Source organism: Streptomyces sp. CB01635 (assembly GCF_002803065.1).
Lineage (GTDB): Bacteria > Actinomycetota > Actinomycetes > Streptomycetales > Streptomycetaceae > Streptomyces.
This window is the reverse complement of the sequence record NZ_NNBL01000007.1, coordinates 86,004-100,470: the sequence shown is the minus strand read 5'-3', so window position 1 is coordinate 100,470 and position 14,467 is coordinate 86,004. Positions and strand designations below refer to the sequence as shown.

The 14,467-nt window shown below is 71.2% G+C and carries 13 protein-coding genes; 4 read left to right on the top strand and 9 right to left on the bottom strand.

Annotation, left to right across the window (positions count from 1 at the left end):
* Positions 1-32: 32 nt before the first annotated feature.
* Complete coding sequence (locus tag CG723_RS21185) at positions 33-425, top strand: winged helix-turn-helix transcriptional regulator (RefSeq protein WP_100595045.1); 393 nt, start codon at positions 33-35, stop codon at positions 423-425.
* Here CG723_RS21185 and mutM read toward each other — a convergent pair.
* The 9 genes from mutM to CG723_RS21140 form a co-directional block, all read right to left on the bottom strand.
* Complete coding sequence (mutM, locus tag CG723_RS21180) at positions 392-1,258, bottom strand: bifunctional DNA-formamidopyrimidine glycosylase/DNA-(apurinic or apyrimidinic site) lyase (protein WP_100595044.1); 867 nt, start codon at positions 1,256-1,258, stop codon at positions 392-394. The two genes, CG723_RS21185 and mutM, sit on opposite strands and share 34 nt — an antisense overlap.
* 88 nt (positions 1,259-1,346) lie before the next feature.
* The gene (rnc, locus tag CG723_RS21175; protein ID WP_100595043.1) at positions 1,347-2,147 is read right to left on the bottom strand and encodes a ribonuclease III; all 801 of its coding nucleotides are present in this window, start codon (positions 2,145-2,147) and stop codon (positions 1,347-1,349) included.
* Positions 2,148-2,166: 19 nt separating this feature from the next.
* Positions 2,167-2,340 carry a 50S ribosomal protein L32 gene (gene rpmF, locus CG723_RS21170; protein WP_030361955.1) on the bottom strand — a complete coding sequence of 58 codons (174 nt, stop codon included), beginning with the start codon at positions 2,338-2,340 and terminating at the stop codon, positions 2,167-2,169.
* A gap of 2 nt (positions 2,341-2,342) precedes the next feature.
* The gene (locus CG723_RS21165; RefSeq protein WP_100595042.1) at positions 2,343-2,978 is read right to left on the bottom strand and encodes a YceD family protein; all 636 of its coding nucleotides are present in this window, start codon (positions 2,976-2,978) and stop codon (positions 2,343-2,345) included.
* A 153-nt stretch (positions 2,979-3,131) separates the two neighbouring features.
* Entirely contained in the window at positions 3,132-4,223 is a 1,092-nt protein-coding gene (locus CG723_RS21160) for an ATP synthase F0 subunit B (protein WP_100595041.1), read from the bottom strand.
* A 73-nt stretch (positions 4,224-4,296) separates the two neighbouring features.
* Positions 4,297-4,776: a pantetheine-phosphate adenylyltransferase gene (gene coaD, locus CG723_RS21155; protein ID WP_199841845.1), complete on the bottom strand. Its 480-nt coding sequence runs from the start codon at positions 4,774-4,776 to the stop codon at positions 4,297-4,299.
* Positions 4,777-4,802: 26 nt separating this feature from the next.
* Positions 4,803-5,405: a 16S rRNA (guanine(966)-N(2))-methyltransferase RsmD gene (gene rsmD, locus CG723_RS21150; protein ID WP_100595039.1), complete on the bottom strand. Its 603-nt coding sequence runs from the start codon at positions 5,403-5,405 to the stop codon at positions 4,803-4,805.
* 51 nt (positions 5,406-5,456) lie between these two features.
* Positions 5,457-7,676 carry an ATP-dependent DNA helicase RecG gene (recG, locus tag CG723_RS21145; RefSeq protein WP_100595038.1) on the bottom strand — a complete coding sequence of 740 codons (2,220 nt, stop codon included), beginning with the start codon at positions 7,674-7,676 and terminating at the stop codon, positions 5,457-5,459.
* Positions 7,677-7,917: 241 nt separating this feature from the next.
* Positions 7,918-9,588, bottom strand: coding sequence for a DAK2 domain-containing protein (locus CG723_RS21140; RefSeq protein ID WP_100595037.1), 1,671 nt, complete (start codon positions 9,586-9,588; stop codon positions 7,918-7,920).
* A 247-nt stretch (positions 9,589-9,835) separates the two neighbouring features.
* Between CG723_RS21140 and rpmB the strand changes: the two genes are divergently transcribed.
* The 3 genes from rpmB to CG723_RS21125 all read left to right on the top strand — a co-directional run bounded on the left by rpmB (position 9,836) and on the right by CG723_RS21125 (position 14,465).
* Positions 9,836-10,021, top strand: coding sequence for a 50S ribosomal protein L28 (rpmB, locus tag CG723_RS21135; RefSeq protein ID WP_003951095.1), 186 nt, complete (start codon positions 9,836-9,838; stop codon positions 10,019-10,021).
* Between the two features lie 131 nt (positions 10,022-10,152).
* Positions 10,153-13,173: a BTAD domain-containing putative transcriptional regulator gene (locus tag CG723_RS21130; RefSeq protein WP_100595036.1), complete on the top strand. Its 3,021-nt coding sequence runs from the start codon at positions 10,153-10,155 to the stop codon at positions 13,171-13,173.
* A 35-nt stretch (positions 13,174-13,208) separates the two neighbouring features.
* A complete protein-coding gene (locus tag CG723_RS21125; RefSeq protein WP_100595035.1) occupies positions 13,209-14,465 on the top strand; it encodes an FAD-dependent monooxygenase in 1,257 nt (418 codons plus the stop codon).
* Positions 14,466-14,467: the final 2 nt, after the last annotated feature.

Below are 14,467 nucleotides of genomic sequence, written 5' to 3'. Positions count from 1 at the left end.
AGGTTCGCGCTGCGCCGGAGTACGCTTGCCGCATGGAATCGAGCGGCAGCGACCTCGCGTACGACGTGTTCTCCCGGCAGTGCCCGTCCCGCGGCACCCTCGAGCACGTGACGGGCCGCTGGGGAGCGCTCACGCTCGGGGCGCTGCACGAGGGCAGCTTCCGCTTCAACGAACTGCGGCGCCGCGTGGACGGCGTGAGCGAGAAGATGCTGTCGCAGACCCTGCAAGCGCTGGAGCGCGACGGCCTCGTGCACCGCGAGGCGCAGCCGACCAACCCGCCGCGCGTGGACTACGAGCTGACACCGCTCGGGCGCGAGGTCTCCGAACGGCTCCTGGCCCTCATCCAGTTCGTCGAGGGCCGGATGGACGACGTGCTCACCTCGCGCGCCCGTTATGACGCGGACGGGGCGCGCGGCGGCCGCTGACAGCGCGGGCAGAAATAGCTGGAGCGGTTCATCCAGGGGCGCCTGCGAATGATCGTGCCGCAGCGCCGGCAGGGCTCACCCTCGCGCCCGTAGGCGTCGAGCGAGCGGTCGAAGTAGCCGGACTCGCCGTTCACATTCACGTAGAGGCTGTCGAAGCTGGTGCCGCCGACGGCGAGGGCCGCGTTCATCACGTCCCGTACGTGGCCGAGGAGTTCGGCGGTGCGCGGGCGCGTGAATCCGGTGGTCGGCCGCTCGTAGTGGAGCTTTGCGCGCCACAGCGCCTCGTCCGCGTAGATGTTGCCGACGCCGCTGATCAGCGACTGGTCGAGCAGGGCCCGCTTGATGGTCGTACGGCGCCTGCGCAGCGCCTCGTGGAACGCGGCGTCGTCGAACTTCGGGTCCAGTGGGTCGCGCGCGATGTGCGCGATGACGTCCGGCAGCCCGTCGGGGCCGGTCTCGTGCAGCGAGAGGCCGCCGAAGGTGCGTTGGTCGATGAAGCGCAGCTCCGTACCCAGTTCGTCGGCGAAGCGGACGCGGATGCGCAGATGCTTCTCGTCCGGCGCCTCGGCCGGCTGCACCAGGAGCTGTCCGCTCATCCCGAGGTGCGCGAGGACGGCGCCGCCCGTCGGCTCCAGCGGCAGCCACAGATACTTCCCGCGCCGCTCGGGTACGCCGATGCGCTGGTCCTTCAGCCGGTTCGCGAAGTCGTCGCCGCCCCCGATGTGGCGGCGCACGGCGCGCGGGTGCAGGACCTCGACGTCGGCGACGGTGCGGTGGGCGACCCAGCGCTCGAGTCCGCGCCGTACGACCTCGACCTCGGGCAGCTCGGGCACGGTGTCTCCTTGTGAGGGCTCAGATACGAAACGAACGGTGCCGACCGCCCCTCAGGACGGTCGGCACCGGACAGTTCGGATGCGGGCGTCAGGCCGACGCCGAGGAGGAGTCGGCGTTCCCCTCGGCTGCCACGGTGGCCTCGACGGCGTCAGCCGTCTTCGCCGCCTCGGCGCGCTCGTCGGCAGCCGCGCGGATCGCGCGCCATGCCGATTCAGCGGCCTGCTGCTCCGCTTCCTTCTTGCTGCGGCCGGTGCCGGTGCCGTACGAGACGCCTCCGACGCGGGCGGCAGCAGTAAAGGTCTTCTCGTGATCGGGGCCGGTCTCCGAGACCAGGTACTCGGGAACGCCGAGCCCCTCGGTCGCGGTGAGCTCCTGGAGACTGGTCTTCCAGTCCAGGCCCGCACCCAGATTCGAGGACTTCTCGATCAGGGGGTCGAAGAGACGGTGGACGAGTTCGCCCGCCGCGTCCAGTCCCTGGTCGAGATAGACGGCGCCGATCACCGCTTCGAGCGTGTCGGCGAGGATGGACGCCTTGTCCCGGCCGCCCGTGCCCTCTTCACCCCGGCCGAGCCGGATGAAGGAACCCAGGTCGAGCCCACGGCTGACCTCCGCAAGTGCACGCGAATTGACCACCGCGGCCCGCAACTTGGCCAGCTGGCCTTCGGGCAGGTCGGGGTGGGTGGTGTACAGCGTGTCCGTGACGACGAGGCCGAGCACGGAGTCCCCGAGGAACTCGAGCCGCTCGTTCGTCGGCAGACCGCCGTTCTCGTACGCGTACGAGCGGTGGGTCAGTGCACGCACCAGAAGGGCGGACTCGAGCTTGTACCCGAGCCGCCCTTCCAGAAGCGTGTGGGACGAGGCATTGTCCGTCTTGTTCGACTCAGACATTGCGCCTCTCACCAGCCGCTCAGACCTCGAGGACCTGGCGCTTGTTGTAAGTGCCGCAAGCGGGGCACGCGATGTGCTGCAGCTTGGGCTCCTGGCAACGCTCACACGAAACCAGAGTGGGGACCGCAGCCTTCCACTGCGACCGGCGGTGGCGCGTGTTGCTGCGCGACATCTTCCGCTTCGGAACAGCCACGGCTACTTCTCCTGCTTCTCGTCGACGCCAGGTTCGGCGCCGCTCATCTCGTCCTTCTCGCCGTCCTGGATGGTCCCGGCGAGTCCCTGCAGTGCCGCCCAACGGATGTCGACGGCGTCGTGGTGGTGGTCCGGATCGTCTGCGAGCCGAGCTCCGCACTGGGAGCAAAGACCCGGGCAGTCGTCCTGGCACACCGGCTGCATCGGCAGTGCGAGCACCACCGCATCACGCAGCACAGGCTCGAGGTCGAACATGCCGTCCTCGAGAAAGAGCCTGTCCTCGTCTTCCTCGGCGTCGTCGGCCGGTTCCGCGGTGCGGCCCCGGTCGTCGGCGTCAGGGTACGAGAACATCTCCTGGAAATCCGCGTCGACCTCAAGGTCGAGCGGCTCCAGACACCTTACGCACTCCCCCTGAGCCGATGCACGGGCGGTGCCTGTGACAAGCACCCCTTCCATGACCGACTCGAGACGGACCTCGAGCTCCATCGGCGCGCCTTCCGGCACTCCGACGACCCCTTCGATACCGAAGTCCTTGGGGGCGTCGACCGTGCGGGTCAGCCGCTGCTGCGCACCAGGACGCCGTCCCAGCTCGTGCGTATCGAACACGAGAGGGTTGCGGTGGTCGAGGTGCGTACTCAGGGCTGGTCCTGCCTTCGGTCTTCGATGCTCAAGTTGTTCAAGCTGCTCAAGGGGATCGCTGTCCCGAATGAACCCGGGCAGCTGTGATCGCGGACGTACGCGCGACCGAAGAACCAGGATACTGGACCTTTCGCTCTCGGCCCAATCCGTCAGTCAGCGCCCCTGTTCGTACTGCCTCAGCTGCTCCGTGCTGATCATGCTCGTGTCGAAGAGGCTGGTCTCGTCGAGCGCCGTCGGTTCGTGCGCCACCTGCGGCTGCGCGTAGCCGGCCTGACCCTGGTCGTAGCCCTGCTGCTGGTGCTGCTGATAGGCGTACGGATCCTGCTGCTGGTACGCGTACGGGTCCTGCTGGTACACCGCGTACGGATCCTGCTGGCCGTAGGGCTGCTGCTGGTGCTGCTGGTACCCGTACAGGTCCTGCTGCGGGTCATGCTGCTGCGTTGCGTACACCGGCTGCTGGGCCGGGATCTGCGGGGTCTGGATCTGCGGGGCCTGGGGGATCTCCCGCTCCGGCTCCGCGGGAGCGTTGCCGATCTCCGCGAGTCCGGCGAGGTAGTCGGCGTCGCTCGTGTGCTGGCCGCCCGTGCCGTCCGCGCCGAGGGTGCCCAGCTCGTCGCTGGCGACCCGGCCCTGGAGCGTGTGCCGGCCACGGCCGACCGCCTCGAGGGTCTTGGCGAGGACCGCCTCGAAGGCGCCGAGCTTCACGTCCACGTACGAGTCGGCGTCGCGGCGCAGGGTCTCGGGGTCGTGGCTGCGCTCGGGGGCGTCCTCGTCCTCATAGCCCTGGGCGTCGAGGCCGGGGCCGGTGCCGAGGAGCTTCTCGCGGCCGCGGCCCACGGAGCCGAGGGTCTTGGTGAGGACGACCTCGAAGTTGGCGAGCTTGGAGTCGACGTAGTCGTCGGCCTCCGCGCGGATCTCCTCGGCCTCCTTGCGGGCCTCGGTGAGGATCCGCTCCCCTTCGTCCTGGGAGCGGCGGGCGACCTCGGTGTCGGAGATCAGCGAACCGCGCTCGGCGTGCGCCGTCTCGATGATCCGGTCGGCCTCCTGACGGGCCTGCTCGACCATCTGCTCCCGCCCGCCGATCAGCTCCTCGGCCTGCGCGAGGGAGCCGGGCAGTGCCTGGCGCACCTCTTCGAGCATCGCGAGCAGGTCGGCGCGGTTGACCACGCACGAGGCCGACATGGGCATGGACCGGGCATTGCCGACCGCGGCGACGATCTCGTCGAGCTTCTTCTGCACGTCCACCGTGTGCTCGCCACTCTCTACAGGGGTGTTGGAGACGGACAAGGCGACTGTACGGCCAACTGGCGCCCCGATGTCACTTCTTGGGGAGGCGCTGGGTGAGCGCCTCGAAGACCACCGGCGGCACCAGGTGGGAAACGTCGCCGCCCCAGGCCGCGACCTCCTTGACCAGGGACGAGGACAGGAAGCTGTACGTCGGGTTGGTGGGGACGAAGAGGGTCTCCACGCCCGTGAGGCCGTTGTTCATCTGGGCCATCTGCAACTCGTAGTCGAAGTCGCTGACGGCGCGCAGGCCCTTCACGATGGCCGGGATGTCGCGCTGCTTGCAGAAGTCGACGAGCAGTCCGTGGAAGGACTCGACCTCGACGTTGCCGAACTCGGCGGTGACCTCGCGGATCAGCTCGATCCGCTCCTCGATCTCGAAGAGGCCCTTCTTCGACTGGTTGATCATCACCGCGACGTGCACGACGTCGTACAACTTGGAAGCTCGGCCGATGATGTCGAGGTGGCCATTGGTGATGGGGTCGAACGACCCCGGACAGACGGCGCGGCGCAACGTGAGTCCCTCGCTCTCCGGTCCGGTCACGGTGCGTCCTCGCACGTGACGGTGCTCTTCAGGGCGGCGCGACCGTACCAAAACGTTCCCTCGCCGTAGCGACGGGACCTCAGTGCCTCAAATCCGTCCGGCCACGGGAAAACACCGCCCCTGGTGCTTCGCTCCACGGTGACGAGCGCTTCGTCCGCGAGCCAGCCCCCCGAGGCGAGTGTGAGCAGAATCTCCCGAAGATCGTCGTCCGGAACGACATAGGGAGGGTCGAGAAAGACCAGGTCGTACGGGGTGGCGGGGGCCGGACCACGAACGATCTGTTCCGCTTTGCCCGCTCTGACCTCGGCGCCGGGGAGGCCGAGGGACTTCACGTTCTCGCGGATCGTGCGGACCGCGCGGGCGTCGGCCTCCACCAGGAGCGCGTGCCCCGCGCCGCGTGACAGCGCCTCCAGGCCCACGGCGCCCGAGCCGCCGTACAGGTCGAGCACGCGCTCGCCGTCCAGGGGGTCGCCGCCGAGCAGCGACTGCCAGGTGGAGAAGAGGGCTTCGCGCGCCCGGTCGGACGTGGGGCGGGTGCCGTTGCCCGGCGGGACGGACAGGCGACGTCCGCCGGCCCGGCCGGCGATCACGCGGGTCATCTGAGTCCTAGTGGAGAAGGGTTCGAGGGGACGTGGGGGACCTCCAGTTTGTCAGCCCTTGTCGAGGTACTGCTCGCGCTCCTCGTCCAGGAGCGCGTCCAGGGCCGTGCGCAGGCCCGGCAGGTGTTCCAGATCCGGGTCTGCGGCGACGACGGCCGTGGCCTCCTGGCGGGCCTCGGCGATGATCTCCTCGTCCTCGATGACGGCGAGCATGCGCAGGGACGAGCGCACCCCGGACTGGGCCTGGCCGAGGACGTCGCCTTCGCGGCGCTGCTCCAGGTCGATACGGGAGAGCTCGAACCCGTCGAGCGTGGCGGCCACGGCGCCGAGGCGGGCGCGGGCCGGGCTGGCCTCCGGCATCTCGCTGACGAGGAGGCACAGGCCCGCCGCCGAGCCGCGGCCGACGCGGCCGCGCAGCTGATGGAGCTGGGAGACGCCGAAGCGGTCGGCGTCCATGATCACCATGGCTGTGGCGTTCGGCACGTTCACCCCGACCTCGATGACCGTGGTCGCGACCAGGACATCCGTCTCGCCCGCGGCGAAGCGGCGCATCACTGCGTCCTTGTCGTCGGGCTGCATCCTGCCGTGGAGAACCTCCACCTTCAGCCCGCGCAGGGCGCCGTGGGCCAGCTCCGCGGCCACGTCCAGAACGGCGAGCGGAGGCCGCTTCTCGGCCGCGTCCTCGGCGGACTCCTTCTTGGCCCCCTTGCCCTTCTTCCCGCCCTGCTCCTCCTCGTCGCCGATGCGGGGGCAGACGACGTACGCCTGATGCCCGTTCTCCACCTCTTCGCGTACGCGCTCCCAGGCGCGCGCGAGGAAGTGCGGCTTGTCGGCGGCGGGCACGACATGGGTGGCGATCGGCGAGCGCCCCGCGGGCAGCTGGTCGAGGACGGACGTCTCCAGGTCGCCGAAGACCGTCATCGCGACCGTACGGGGAATGGGGGTGGCCGTCATGACCAGCAGGTGCGGGGGCTGCTTGCCCTTGCCGCGCAGGGCGTCGCGCTGCTCGACGCCGAAGCGGTGCTGCTCGTCGACGACGACCAGACCCAGGTCGTGGAACTGGACCTTGTCCTCGATCAGGGCGTGCGTCCCGATGACGATGCCCGCGTCGCCCGTGACGAGGTCGAGAAGGGCCTGACGGCGGGCCGCGACGCCCATGGAACCGGTGAGCAGGACCACCTTGGTGGAGTGCTCGGCGCCCCCGAGCATCCCGCCCTCGGCGAGCTCGCCCATCATCTCGGTGATGGAGCGGTGGTGCTGCTGGGCGAGGACCTCGGTCGGCGCGAGCATCGCGGCCTGCCCGCCCGCGTCGACGACGGCGAGCATGGCGCGCAGGGCGACCATGGTCTTCCCGGAACCGACCTCTCCCTGGAGCAGCCGGTGCATCGGGTGTTCGGTGGCGAGGCCGTCGAAGATCTCCTTGGAGACCTTCTGCTGGCCGTCGGTGAGGGTGAAGGGGAGCTTCGCGTCGAACGCCGTGAGCAGGCCGTCCGGGCGGGGGACGCGGGCCACGGCAGGCAGCTGCGCGTCGGCGAACCGCCGCCTGGCGAGGGCGACTTGGAGGACGAACGCCTCGTCCCACTTGAGGCGGGCGCGGGCGTCGGCGATGTCCGCCTTCGTGTGGGGCCGGTGGACCTTCAGGAGGGCCTCGGGCAGCGGGACGAGACCGCGGCCCTCGCGCAGGGAGTCCGGCAGGGGGTCGAGGGCCTCCTGGGCGCTGGGCAGCACCATGTCGACGGCCTTGGCGATCTTCCAGGACTCCAGCTTGGCGGTGGCCGGGTAGATCGGGAGGAGGGCGCCGGCCCAGGAGCCGATCGCCTCGTCGGCCTCGCCGGCGTCCAGGGCGTCGGCCCGCAGCAGCTCGTACGCCGGGTGCGCGAGCTGCATCTTGCGGTTGAAGACGGAGGCCTTGCCCGCGAACATCGCGCGCGTGCCGGGCAGGAGGTCCTTGTGCGGCTTGTGGATGCCGCGGCCGAAGAAGACCAGCTGGAGCTGGCCGCTGCCGTCCGTGATGGTCACTTCGAGGCGCTGGCCCGCGCCGCCGTTGAACTTCAGGATGCGGGCGCTCGCCACCTGGGCGACCACGGTGACGTGCTCGTCGAGGGGCAGGTCGGCGAGGCGGGTGAGCTCGCCGCGCTCCGCGTATCTGCGCGGATAGTGGTGGAGCAGGTCACCGACCGTGTGCAGGTCTAGGTGCTCGGCCATCACCTTCGCGGTGGCGGGACCGAGCGCTTTCTTCAGCGGTTCTTCGAGCGCGGGCACGGAATTCATTTCACACCATGGCTCTGACATCGGTGGCTCGCGAACCCATGAACCGTGGCTCCGAGCGTCGGCAAAGCACTGGAGTCGCGGCGTGCCTTCAGGCGCCGGGCAGGGCTTGTCCGTCATGCATCCGCATCAGCGGACGAGTGGTGAGCCATCGCGTCTACGCAACGGCGGAGTCACTGCGCGCCACGCCACTGATTCTCGGACTCGTCGGCAAATTCTCGGACTCGTCGACAAGGGGACGCTCTCACTCGACACCGATGAGCATGAGCGCGGAGTTCCGCCCGCCCCGGTAGACCACGGTGTCGACGGCCAGGTACGTCTCGCGTACGTGCCGTTCGAGCCGTTCGGCGACCTCGTCCGGCACGTCGTCGCCGAGGACGAGGGTGACCATCTCGCCGCCCGCGGCCAGCATCCGGTCGAGGGTCGTACGGGCCGTCCGCGTGACGTCTTCGCCGATCACGGCGACGTCCCCGTCGATGAGGCCGAGGAAGTCCCCGGCCTGGCAGATGCCGGCCATCGTCCACGACTGCCGCTCGGCGACGGCCAGTTCGGCGTAGCGGGTCGCGCCGGCCGCCGACGTCATCGCGACGACGTCCTCGTCGAAGCGCCGCTCCTTCTCGTGGACGGCGAGCGCGGCGATGCCCTGGATCGCGGACCGGGTGGGGATCAGGGCGACCCGCACGCCTTCGGTGCGGGCCTGCTCGGCCGCGGCGGCGGCGGTGTGGCGCAGCTCGGCGTCGTTCGGCAGGAGCACCACTTCGCGCGCGTGCGCCCGCCGGATCGCCTCGACCAGTTCCCCGCTGCCAGGCGCCTCGCCGGGCCGCTCGGGTACCACGGTGGCGCCCGCCTCGCTGTACAGGCCGGCGAGCCCTTCTCCCGGGACCACGGCGACGATCGCGCGCTGGGCGGGTTCCCCGGCGGGCGCGGAGCCGGTGGTGGGGTGCGTCATATGGGCGTCGCCTACGGCGAAATGCGTGATGCGGATGCGGTACGGCCGACCTGCCTCGACGCCCGCCTCGACGGCGGCGCCCGCGTCGTCGACGTGCACATGGACGTTCCACAGTCCGTCGCCGCCGACGACGACGAGGGAGTCGCCGAGTCCGTCGAGCCGGGTTCGCAGCCGCGCCACGGCCTGGTCGTCGGCCTCCAGGAGGTAGATGACCTCGAAGGCGGGCCCCTCGCCGTCCGCACACTCCAGCGGCTGGTCGGCGGCCACGCGCGCGTGGTGCACGCCACGGACACCCGGAGGTGCCACCGGATCGCCCGACAGCGCCTCGGTCAGCGCACCGAGAACGGCCACGAGTCCGCGCCCGCCCGCGTCCACGACACCCGCGCGTCCCAGGACCGCCAGCTGCCCCGGCGTCGCGTCGAGCGCCGCGCGGGCACCGTCGTACGCGGCACGGGCCACGTCACGGCAGTCGCCGCCCGGCCCGCCGGAGATGTCGGCGGCGTCCGCAGCGGCGGCGGCCACCGTCAGGACCGTGCCCTCCACGGGGTGCGCGACCGCCTCCCGGGCGGACTCCGCGGCCCGGCGCAGCGCGCGCCGCAGGCCGTCCCCGTCGGCCCTTTCGCAGTGATCCGCCTCACCGTCGACGTCGCCCGCGAGCACCTGGGCCATGCCGCGGAGAAGCTGAGCGAGGATCGTTCCGGAGTTTCCGCGGGCCCCGATCAGGGCTCCGTGGGCCATCGCGTGGACGACTTCGGGCAGCGCGGGCGGTGCGGGTTCGAGACCCGTGAAGACGGCTTCCACGGCCTGTACGGCGGACTCGACGGTCAGGTACAGATTGGTGCCTGTGTCCCCGTCCGCGACGGGATAGACGTTGATCGCGTCGATCTCCTCGCGGTCCCGCCCGAGCGCCTCCAGGGCCAGTGCGCACCAGGCGCGCACCGCGTGGACGTCGAGCACCTGCGGCACCTGCGCCTCCTAGAGCAGCCGAACTGGCATCGCAGCGTAGACCCCGGAGGGGGTTCCTCCGGAAGAGGGCCCGGGACGGCAACCGGGTCAGCCATGGTAGTTTCGTTCTACCGAAGCAGCCGTTGTATGCTGCTCCGGTTGCCCGATATCCATCGGGCCTTCCCCTGGCACCGCCACTCAGATCCTCCGATCCGATCCCGGCATGCCGGGATCAACCGTAAGTGCATCTGAAGTCTTGGAGTGACCCGTGGCTGCCAACTGCGACGTCTGCGGCAAGGGGCCGAGCTTCGGCAACAACATTTCGCACTCGCACCGCCGTACGTCCCGTCGCTGGAACCCGAACATCCAGCGTGTGCGTGCAGTGGTCGGGCGGACGCCGAAGCGGCTCAACGTCTGCACCTCGTGCATCAAGGCCGGCAAGGTCTCGCGCTGACGTAACGCGTAGCGCGGCCACCTAGCTGGTTGCTTGAAGGACCGGTCCCCTCGGGGGCCGGTCCTTTTTTATGCCGTGAAGAGTCCCGGCTCTTTATGCCGTGAAGAGTCCCGGCTGCCACAATCTGCCCAATGCGCTTCGGCATCCTCGGCCCCCTCGACGTACGCGCCCCCGACGGCACCCCGCTGGACCCCGGCGGTCCGCGTCCGCGCGCGCTACTGACGCTGCTGCTCCTGGAGGCGGGCCGGACCGTTTCCGCCGAGCGCCTGATCGACGGTCTGTACGGGGACGAGCCCCCGGCCGGCGCCGCGAACGCGCTCCAGTCCCAGGTCTCACGGCTGCGCAAGCGGCTCTCCCTCGATATCGAGGCGACCCCGGCGGGCTACCGGCTGGCCGTCGGCCCGGACGACGTGGACGTGCACCGCTTCGAGCGGCTGGCCGCCGAGGGCGAGCGGTCGCTCTCGTCCGGGGACCCTTCCTTGGCGTCCGCACTCCTCGGGGAGGCGCTCGGGCTCTGGCGCGGACCCGCGCTCGCCGATCTCCCCGCCGCCTTCGGCAGCCGTCTCGACGAGATCAGGTTCACCGCCACCCAGTCCCGTATCGAGGCGGAACTCGCGCTCGGTTCGGGTGGTGGTCTCGTCCCTGAGCTGCGCGAACTGATCGCCGCCCACCCCCTCAGCGAGCGCCTCTACGGTCAGTTGATGCGCGCCCTCCACGCGGGCGGGCGGGCGGCCGAGGCGCTCGCCGTGTACGAGGAGGTGCGCCGTGTCCTCGCCGACGAGCTGGGCGCCGATCCGTCGGCGGAGCTCTCGGCGCTGCATCTGGAACTCCTTCGGGGGCGGGAACCCGCGCGCGGGCGGGGCGTTCCCGCGCAGCTGACCCGATTCGTCGGGCGGACGGACGAACTCTCCCGGATCGACGCGCTGCTCGCGGGGTCCCGGCTCGTGACGCTGACGGGTCCGGGCGGGGCGGGCAAGACCCGGCTCGCGGCCGAGGCCGCGCGGGACGGCGCCGACGTGTGCTGGGCCGAGTTGGCGCCCCTCGCCGATGGGGAGCAGATGCCGTACGCGCTGCTCGCGGCGCTCGGGGTGCGTGAGGGGTTCCGGGGGCCTCAGGGGGATCCGGTCGCGCGGCTGATCGACGCGCTGGAGGGGCGCGACGTGCTGCTCGTGCTCGACAACTGCGAGCATCTCGTCGACGACGCGGCCCGCACGGCGGTCGTGCTGCTCGGCGCGTGCCCCGGGCTGCGGATCCTCGCCACGAGCCGGGAGGCGCTCGGCATCACCGGTGAGGCACTGTGCCCGGTGCCGCCGCTCGCGGCCGGTCCCGCCGCGCGCCTTTTCATGGACCGGGCGGCCGCTGTACGGCCCGATGCCGATCTGCACGCGCGCGTGGAGGCCGTTCACGCGATCTGCGAAGCCCTCGACGGGCTGCCACTGGCGATCGAACTCGCCGCGGCCAGGCTGCGGACGCTCACCGTCGACGAACTCGCGGCCCGCCTCGGTGACCGCTTCCGGCTGCTGTCCCGCGGCGACCGGACCAAGGCACCCCGGCATCGCACGCTGCGCGCGGTCGTCGAGTGGAGCTGGGAGCTGCTCGACGAGGAGGAGCGGGATCTCGCGCGGCGGATGGCCGTGTTCGCCGGAGGGTCGTCCGGGGGCGCGACGCTCGCCGCGGTCGAGGCCGTGTGCGGGGTGCCGTACCCGGAGGACCTGCTGGCCTCGCTCACGGAGAAGTCCTTCCTGGAGGCGGCCGGCGGGCGCTACCGGATGCTTCAGACCATTCGCGCGTTCTGCACGGAGCACCTGGCCGACGAGGGGGAGTTGTCGCGGCTGCGGGACGCGCACGCCGCGTACTTCCAGGGACTGGCGGCGCAGGCGGAGCCGTATCTGCGCGGCGGCGGGCAGTTGCCGCGGCTGGCCGCGCTCGGGGCCGAGCAGGACAACCTGTCTGCGGCCCTGCGCCATCTCGTGCGCGCGGACCCGCATGCGGCGCTGCGGCTGATGGCGGACCTGTCCTGGTTCTGGCGGCTGCGCGGGCTGCACGGAGCGCATGTGCCGCTGGCGCGCGAGCTGCTCGCGGCGCTCGGGGACGAGCCGCCGGAGGACCTTGCCGAGGAGTACGTCCTGTGCGTGATCAACACGGTCACGGGCGAGGGCAACGACCCGCGTGAAGCGGAGCGCCTGGCGCGCGCGGAGGCCGTGCTCGCATCCCGGGACCACGCGCTGCGGCGGCCGTTCGTGGTGGTCCTGTGGTCGGTGACGTACGGGCCGCAGCACGCCGTGCAGGAGCGGGTGCGCCGGCAGGTCGGTGAGGCGCCCTGGGGGCTCGCGCTGCTCGATGTCGGCCTGGGCTTCCAGGAGTGGTTCGCGGGGCGCCCCGTCACGTCGGAGGAGCATTTCGAGCGGGCACTCGACGGCTTCCGGGCGACCGGGGACCGGTGGGGCATGGCCAACTGCCTTGATCCGTTGGGCATGTTCGCGGACTGGCGCGGCGACCGGGAGCGGGCCCTGGCGCTCCTCGACGAGGGTCTCGCGCACGTGGCCGCGCTCGAAGCCCCTGAGGAGACCGCCGATCTGCTCCACCGGCGCGCGTATGTCCTGCTCCATCAGGGCCAACTCCGGGACGCCGCCGACCACTTCACGCGCTCCGCCGCGATGGCGCGTACGGCAGCCGTCCCCGACAAGGTGGCGAGCGCGCGGCGCGGGCTCGGCGATGTGGCGCGGATCGGCGGGGACACGGAGCACGCGCGCGTGCACTACGAGGCGGCTCTCGAACTGTGCGCCGCGAACTGGTTCAGCGTCGGCGAGACCGTGCGGACCCTCATCGGTCTGGGCCGCGCCGCCCTCGCCGCGTCCCGGCCCGACGAGGCCCGCGACTGGTTCGAGCAGGGCCTCGCGCTCTGCGACGGACCCACGCGTGCACTCGAACTCGCCGATGCGGCCGAGGCGTTGGCCTCCGTGGCGCAGGATCCGCGCGAGGCCGCGGTGCTGCTCGGGGCCGGTGCGGGCCTGCGCGGCCGCGCGCTCGCCGGGGACCCGGACGTCACCCCCGTAGAGGCGCGGGTCCGTGCGGCGCTCACTACGGAGACGTACGAGAAGGCGTTCGAAGAGGGCCGGGCGATGCGGTCAGCGGCGGTCAGCCGACGGTAAGCGGGCGGTCAGGGGCGCCCGCGACGCTCGGGGACATGAAGACCACACACACCGCGTACGCATCGACCCGACTGTCCCACCTCGACGTCCTGGTCTCCGGTGCCAGCGTCGCCGGTCCCGCCGTCGCCCTCGCCCTGTCCCTGCACGGAGCCCGCGTCACCGTCGTCGAGAAGGCCCCCGCCCTGCGCGAGGGCGGATTCGCGGTCGACTTCCGCGGCTGGGTGCACCGCACGGTCCTGACCGCGCTCGGCATTCACGACGACATCCACGCGCGCCAGACCCACATGGGCCGCCAGACGGTCGTCGACGCCGACGGCACCCCGCGCCTCGATCTGCCGGCGGAACTGATGAGCGGCGACGTGGAGATCTTCCGCGGCGACCTCTCCCGCATCTTGCACGAGCACAGCAAGGACTCTGTGGAGTACGTCTTCGGTGACTCGATCGCCACCCTGACCCAGGACGACAACGGGGTCGACGTCACCTTCGAGCGCGCGGCGCCCCGCCGCTTCGACCTCGTCGTGGCGGCCGACGGACTGCACTCCCCCACCCGCCGCCTCGTGTTCGGCGACGAGTCGCGGTACCTGCGCTTCCTCGACCACTACGTGGCCGGCTTCGGCATCCCCAACCACCTGGGCCTCGACCGCACCGGCCGGCTGTACAGCGACCCGGGCCGGGCGGTCTGTGTCAGCAACTACGACGGTGACCCGGACCGCGCGGGCGCGCTCCTGGTGTTCCGCTCCGAGCCACTCGACCACGACCGCAGGGACGTGGACCAGCAGAAGCGGATCCTCGCGGAGCGGTTCGAGGGGATGGGCTGGGAGGCTCCGCGGGTCCTCAAGGCGCTGGAGGACGCGGACGACCTGTACTTCGACGCCATCGCGCAGATCCACGTCGACCGGCTCACCAAGGGCCGCGTGGTCCTGCTCGGCGACGCCGGGTACGGCGCCACGATGGGCGGCATGGGCACGGGCGTAGCGATCGTCGGCGCGTACGTCCTGGCCGGTGAACTGGCCCTGGCCGACGGCGATCACCGCACCGCGTTCGCCGCCTACGAGGCGCAGATCGGGGACTTCGCGAAGGGCTGCCAGAAGATCTCGGGAAACGCGGGCCCCTTCTTCGCACCACCCACCGAGCGGAGGATCCGCAGCCGCGACCGGATGTACCGGCTGCTCAGCTCCCGCCTGATGGCCGGGTTCTTCAAACGCCTGACGGAGAAGGCCGCGACCGCGCTCGACCTGAAGGACTACCCGGCCCTGCTGGACGCACCGGCCGCCGTCGTGCGCGGCCGGTGAGC

What these genes read in the sequence shown, in the direction of transcription:
- CG723_RS21185 (WP_100595045.1), top strand. Translation starts at nt 33, where the DNA reads ATGGAATCGAGCGGCAGCGACCTCGCGTACGACGTGTTCTCCCGGCAG.
- rnc (WP_100595043.1), bottom strand. Translation starts at nt 2,147, where the DNA reads ATGTCTGAGTCGAACAAGACGGACAATGCCTCGTCCCACACGCTTCTG.
- rsmD (WP_100595039.1), bottom strand. Translation starts at nt 5,405, where the DNA reads ATGACCCGCGTGATCGCCGGCCGGGCCGGCGGACGTCGCCTGTCCGTC.
- recG (WP_100595038.1), bottom strand. Translation starts at nt 7,676, where the DNA reads ATGAATTCCGTGCCCGCGCTCGAAGAACCGCTGAAGAAAGCGCTCGGT.
- CG723_RS21130 (WP_100595036.1), top strand. Translation starts at nt 10,153, where the DNA reads ATGCGCTTCGGCATCCTCGGCCCCCTCGACGTACGCGCCCCCGACGGC.
- CG723_RS21125 (WP_100595035.1), top strand. Translation starts at nt 13,209, where the DNA reads ATGAAGACCACACACACCGCGTACGCATCGACCCGACTGTCCCACCTC.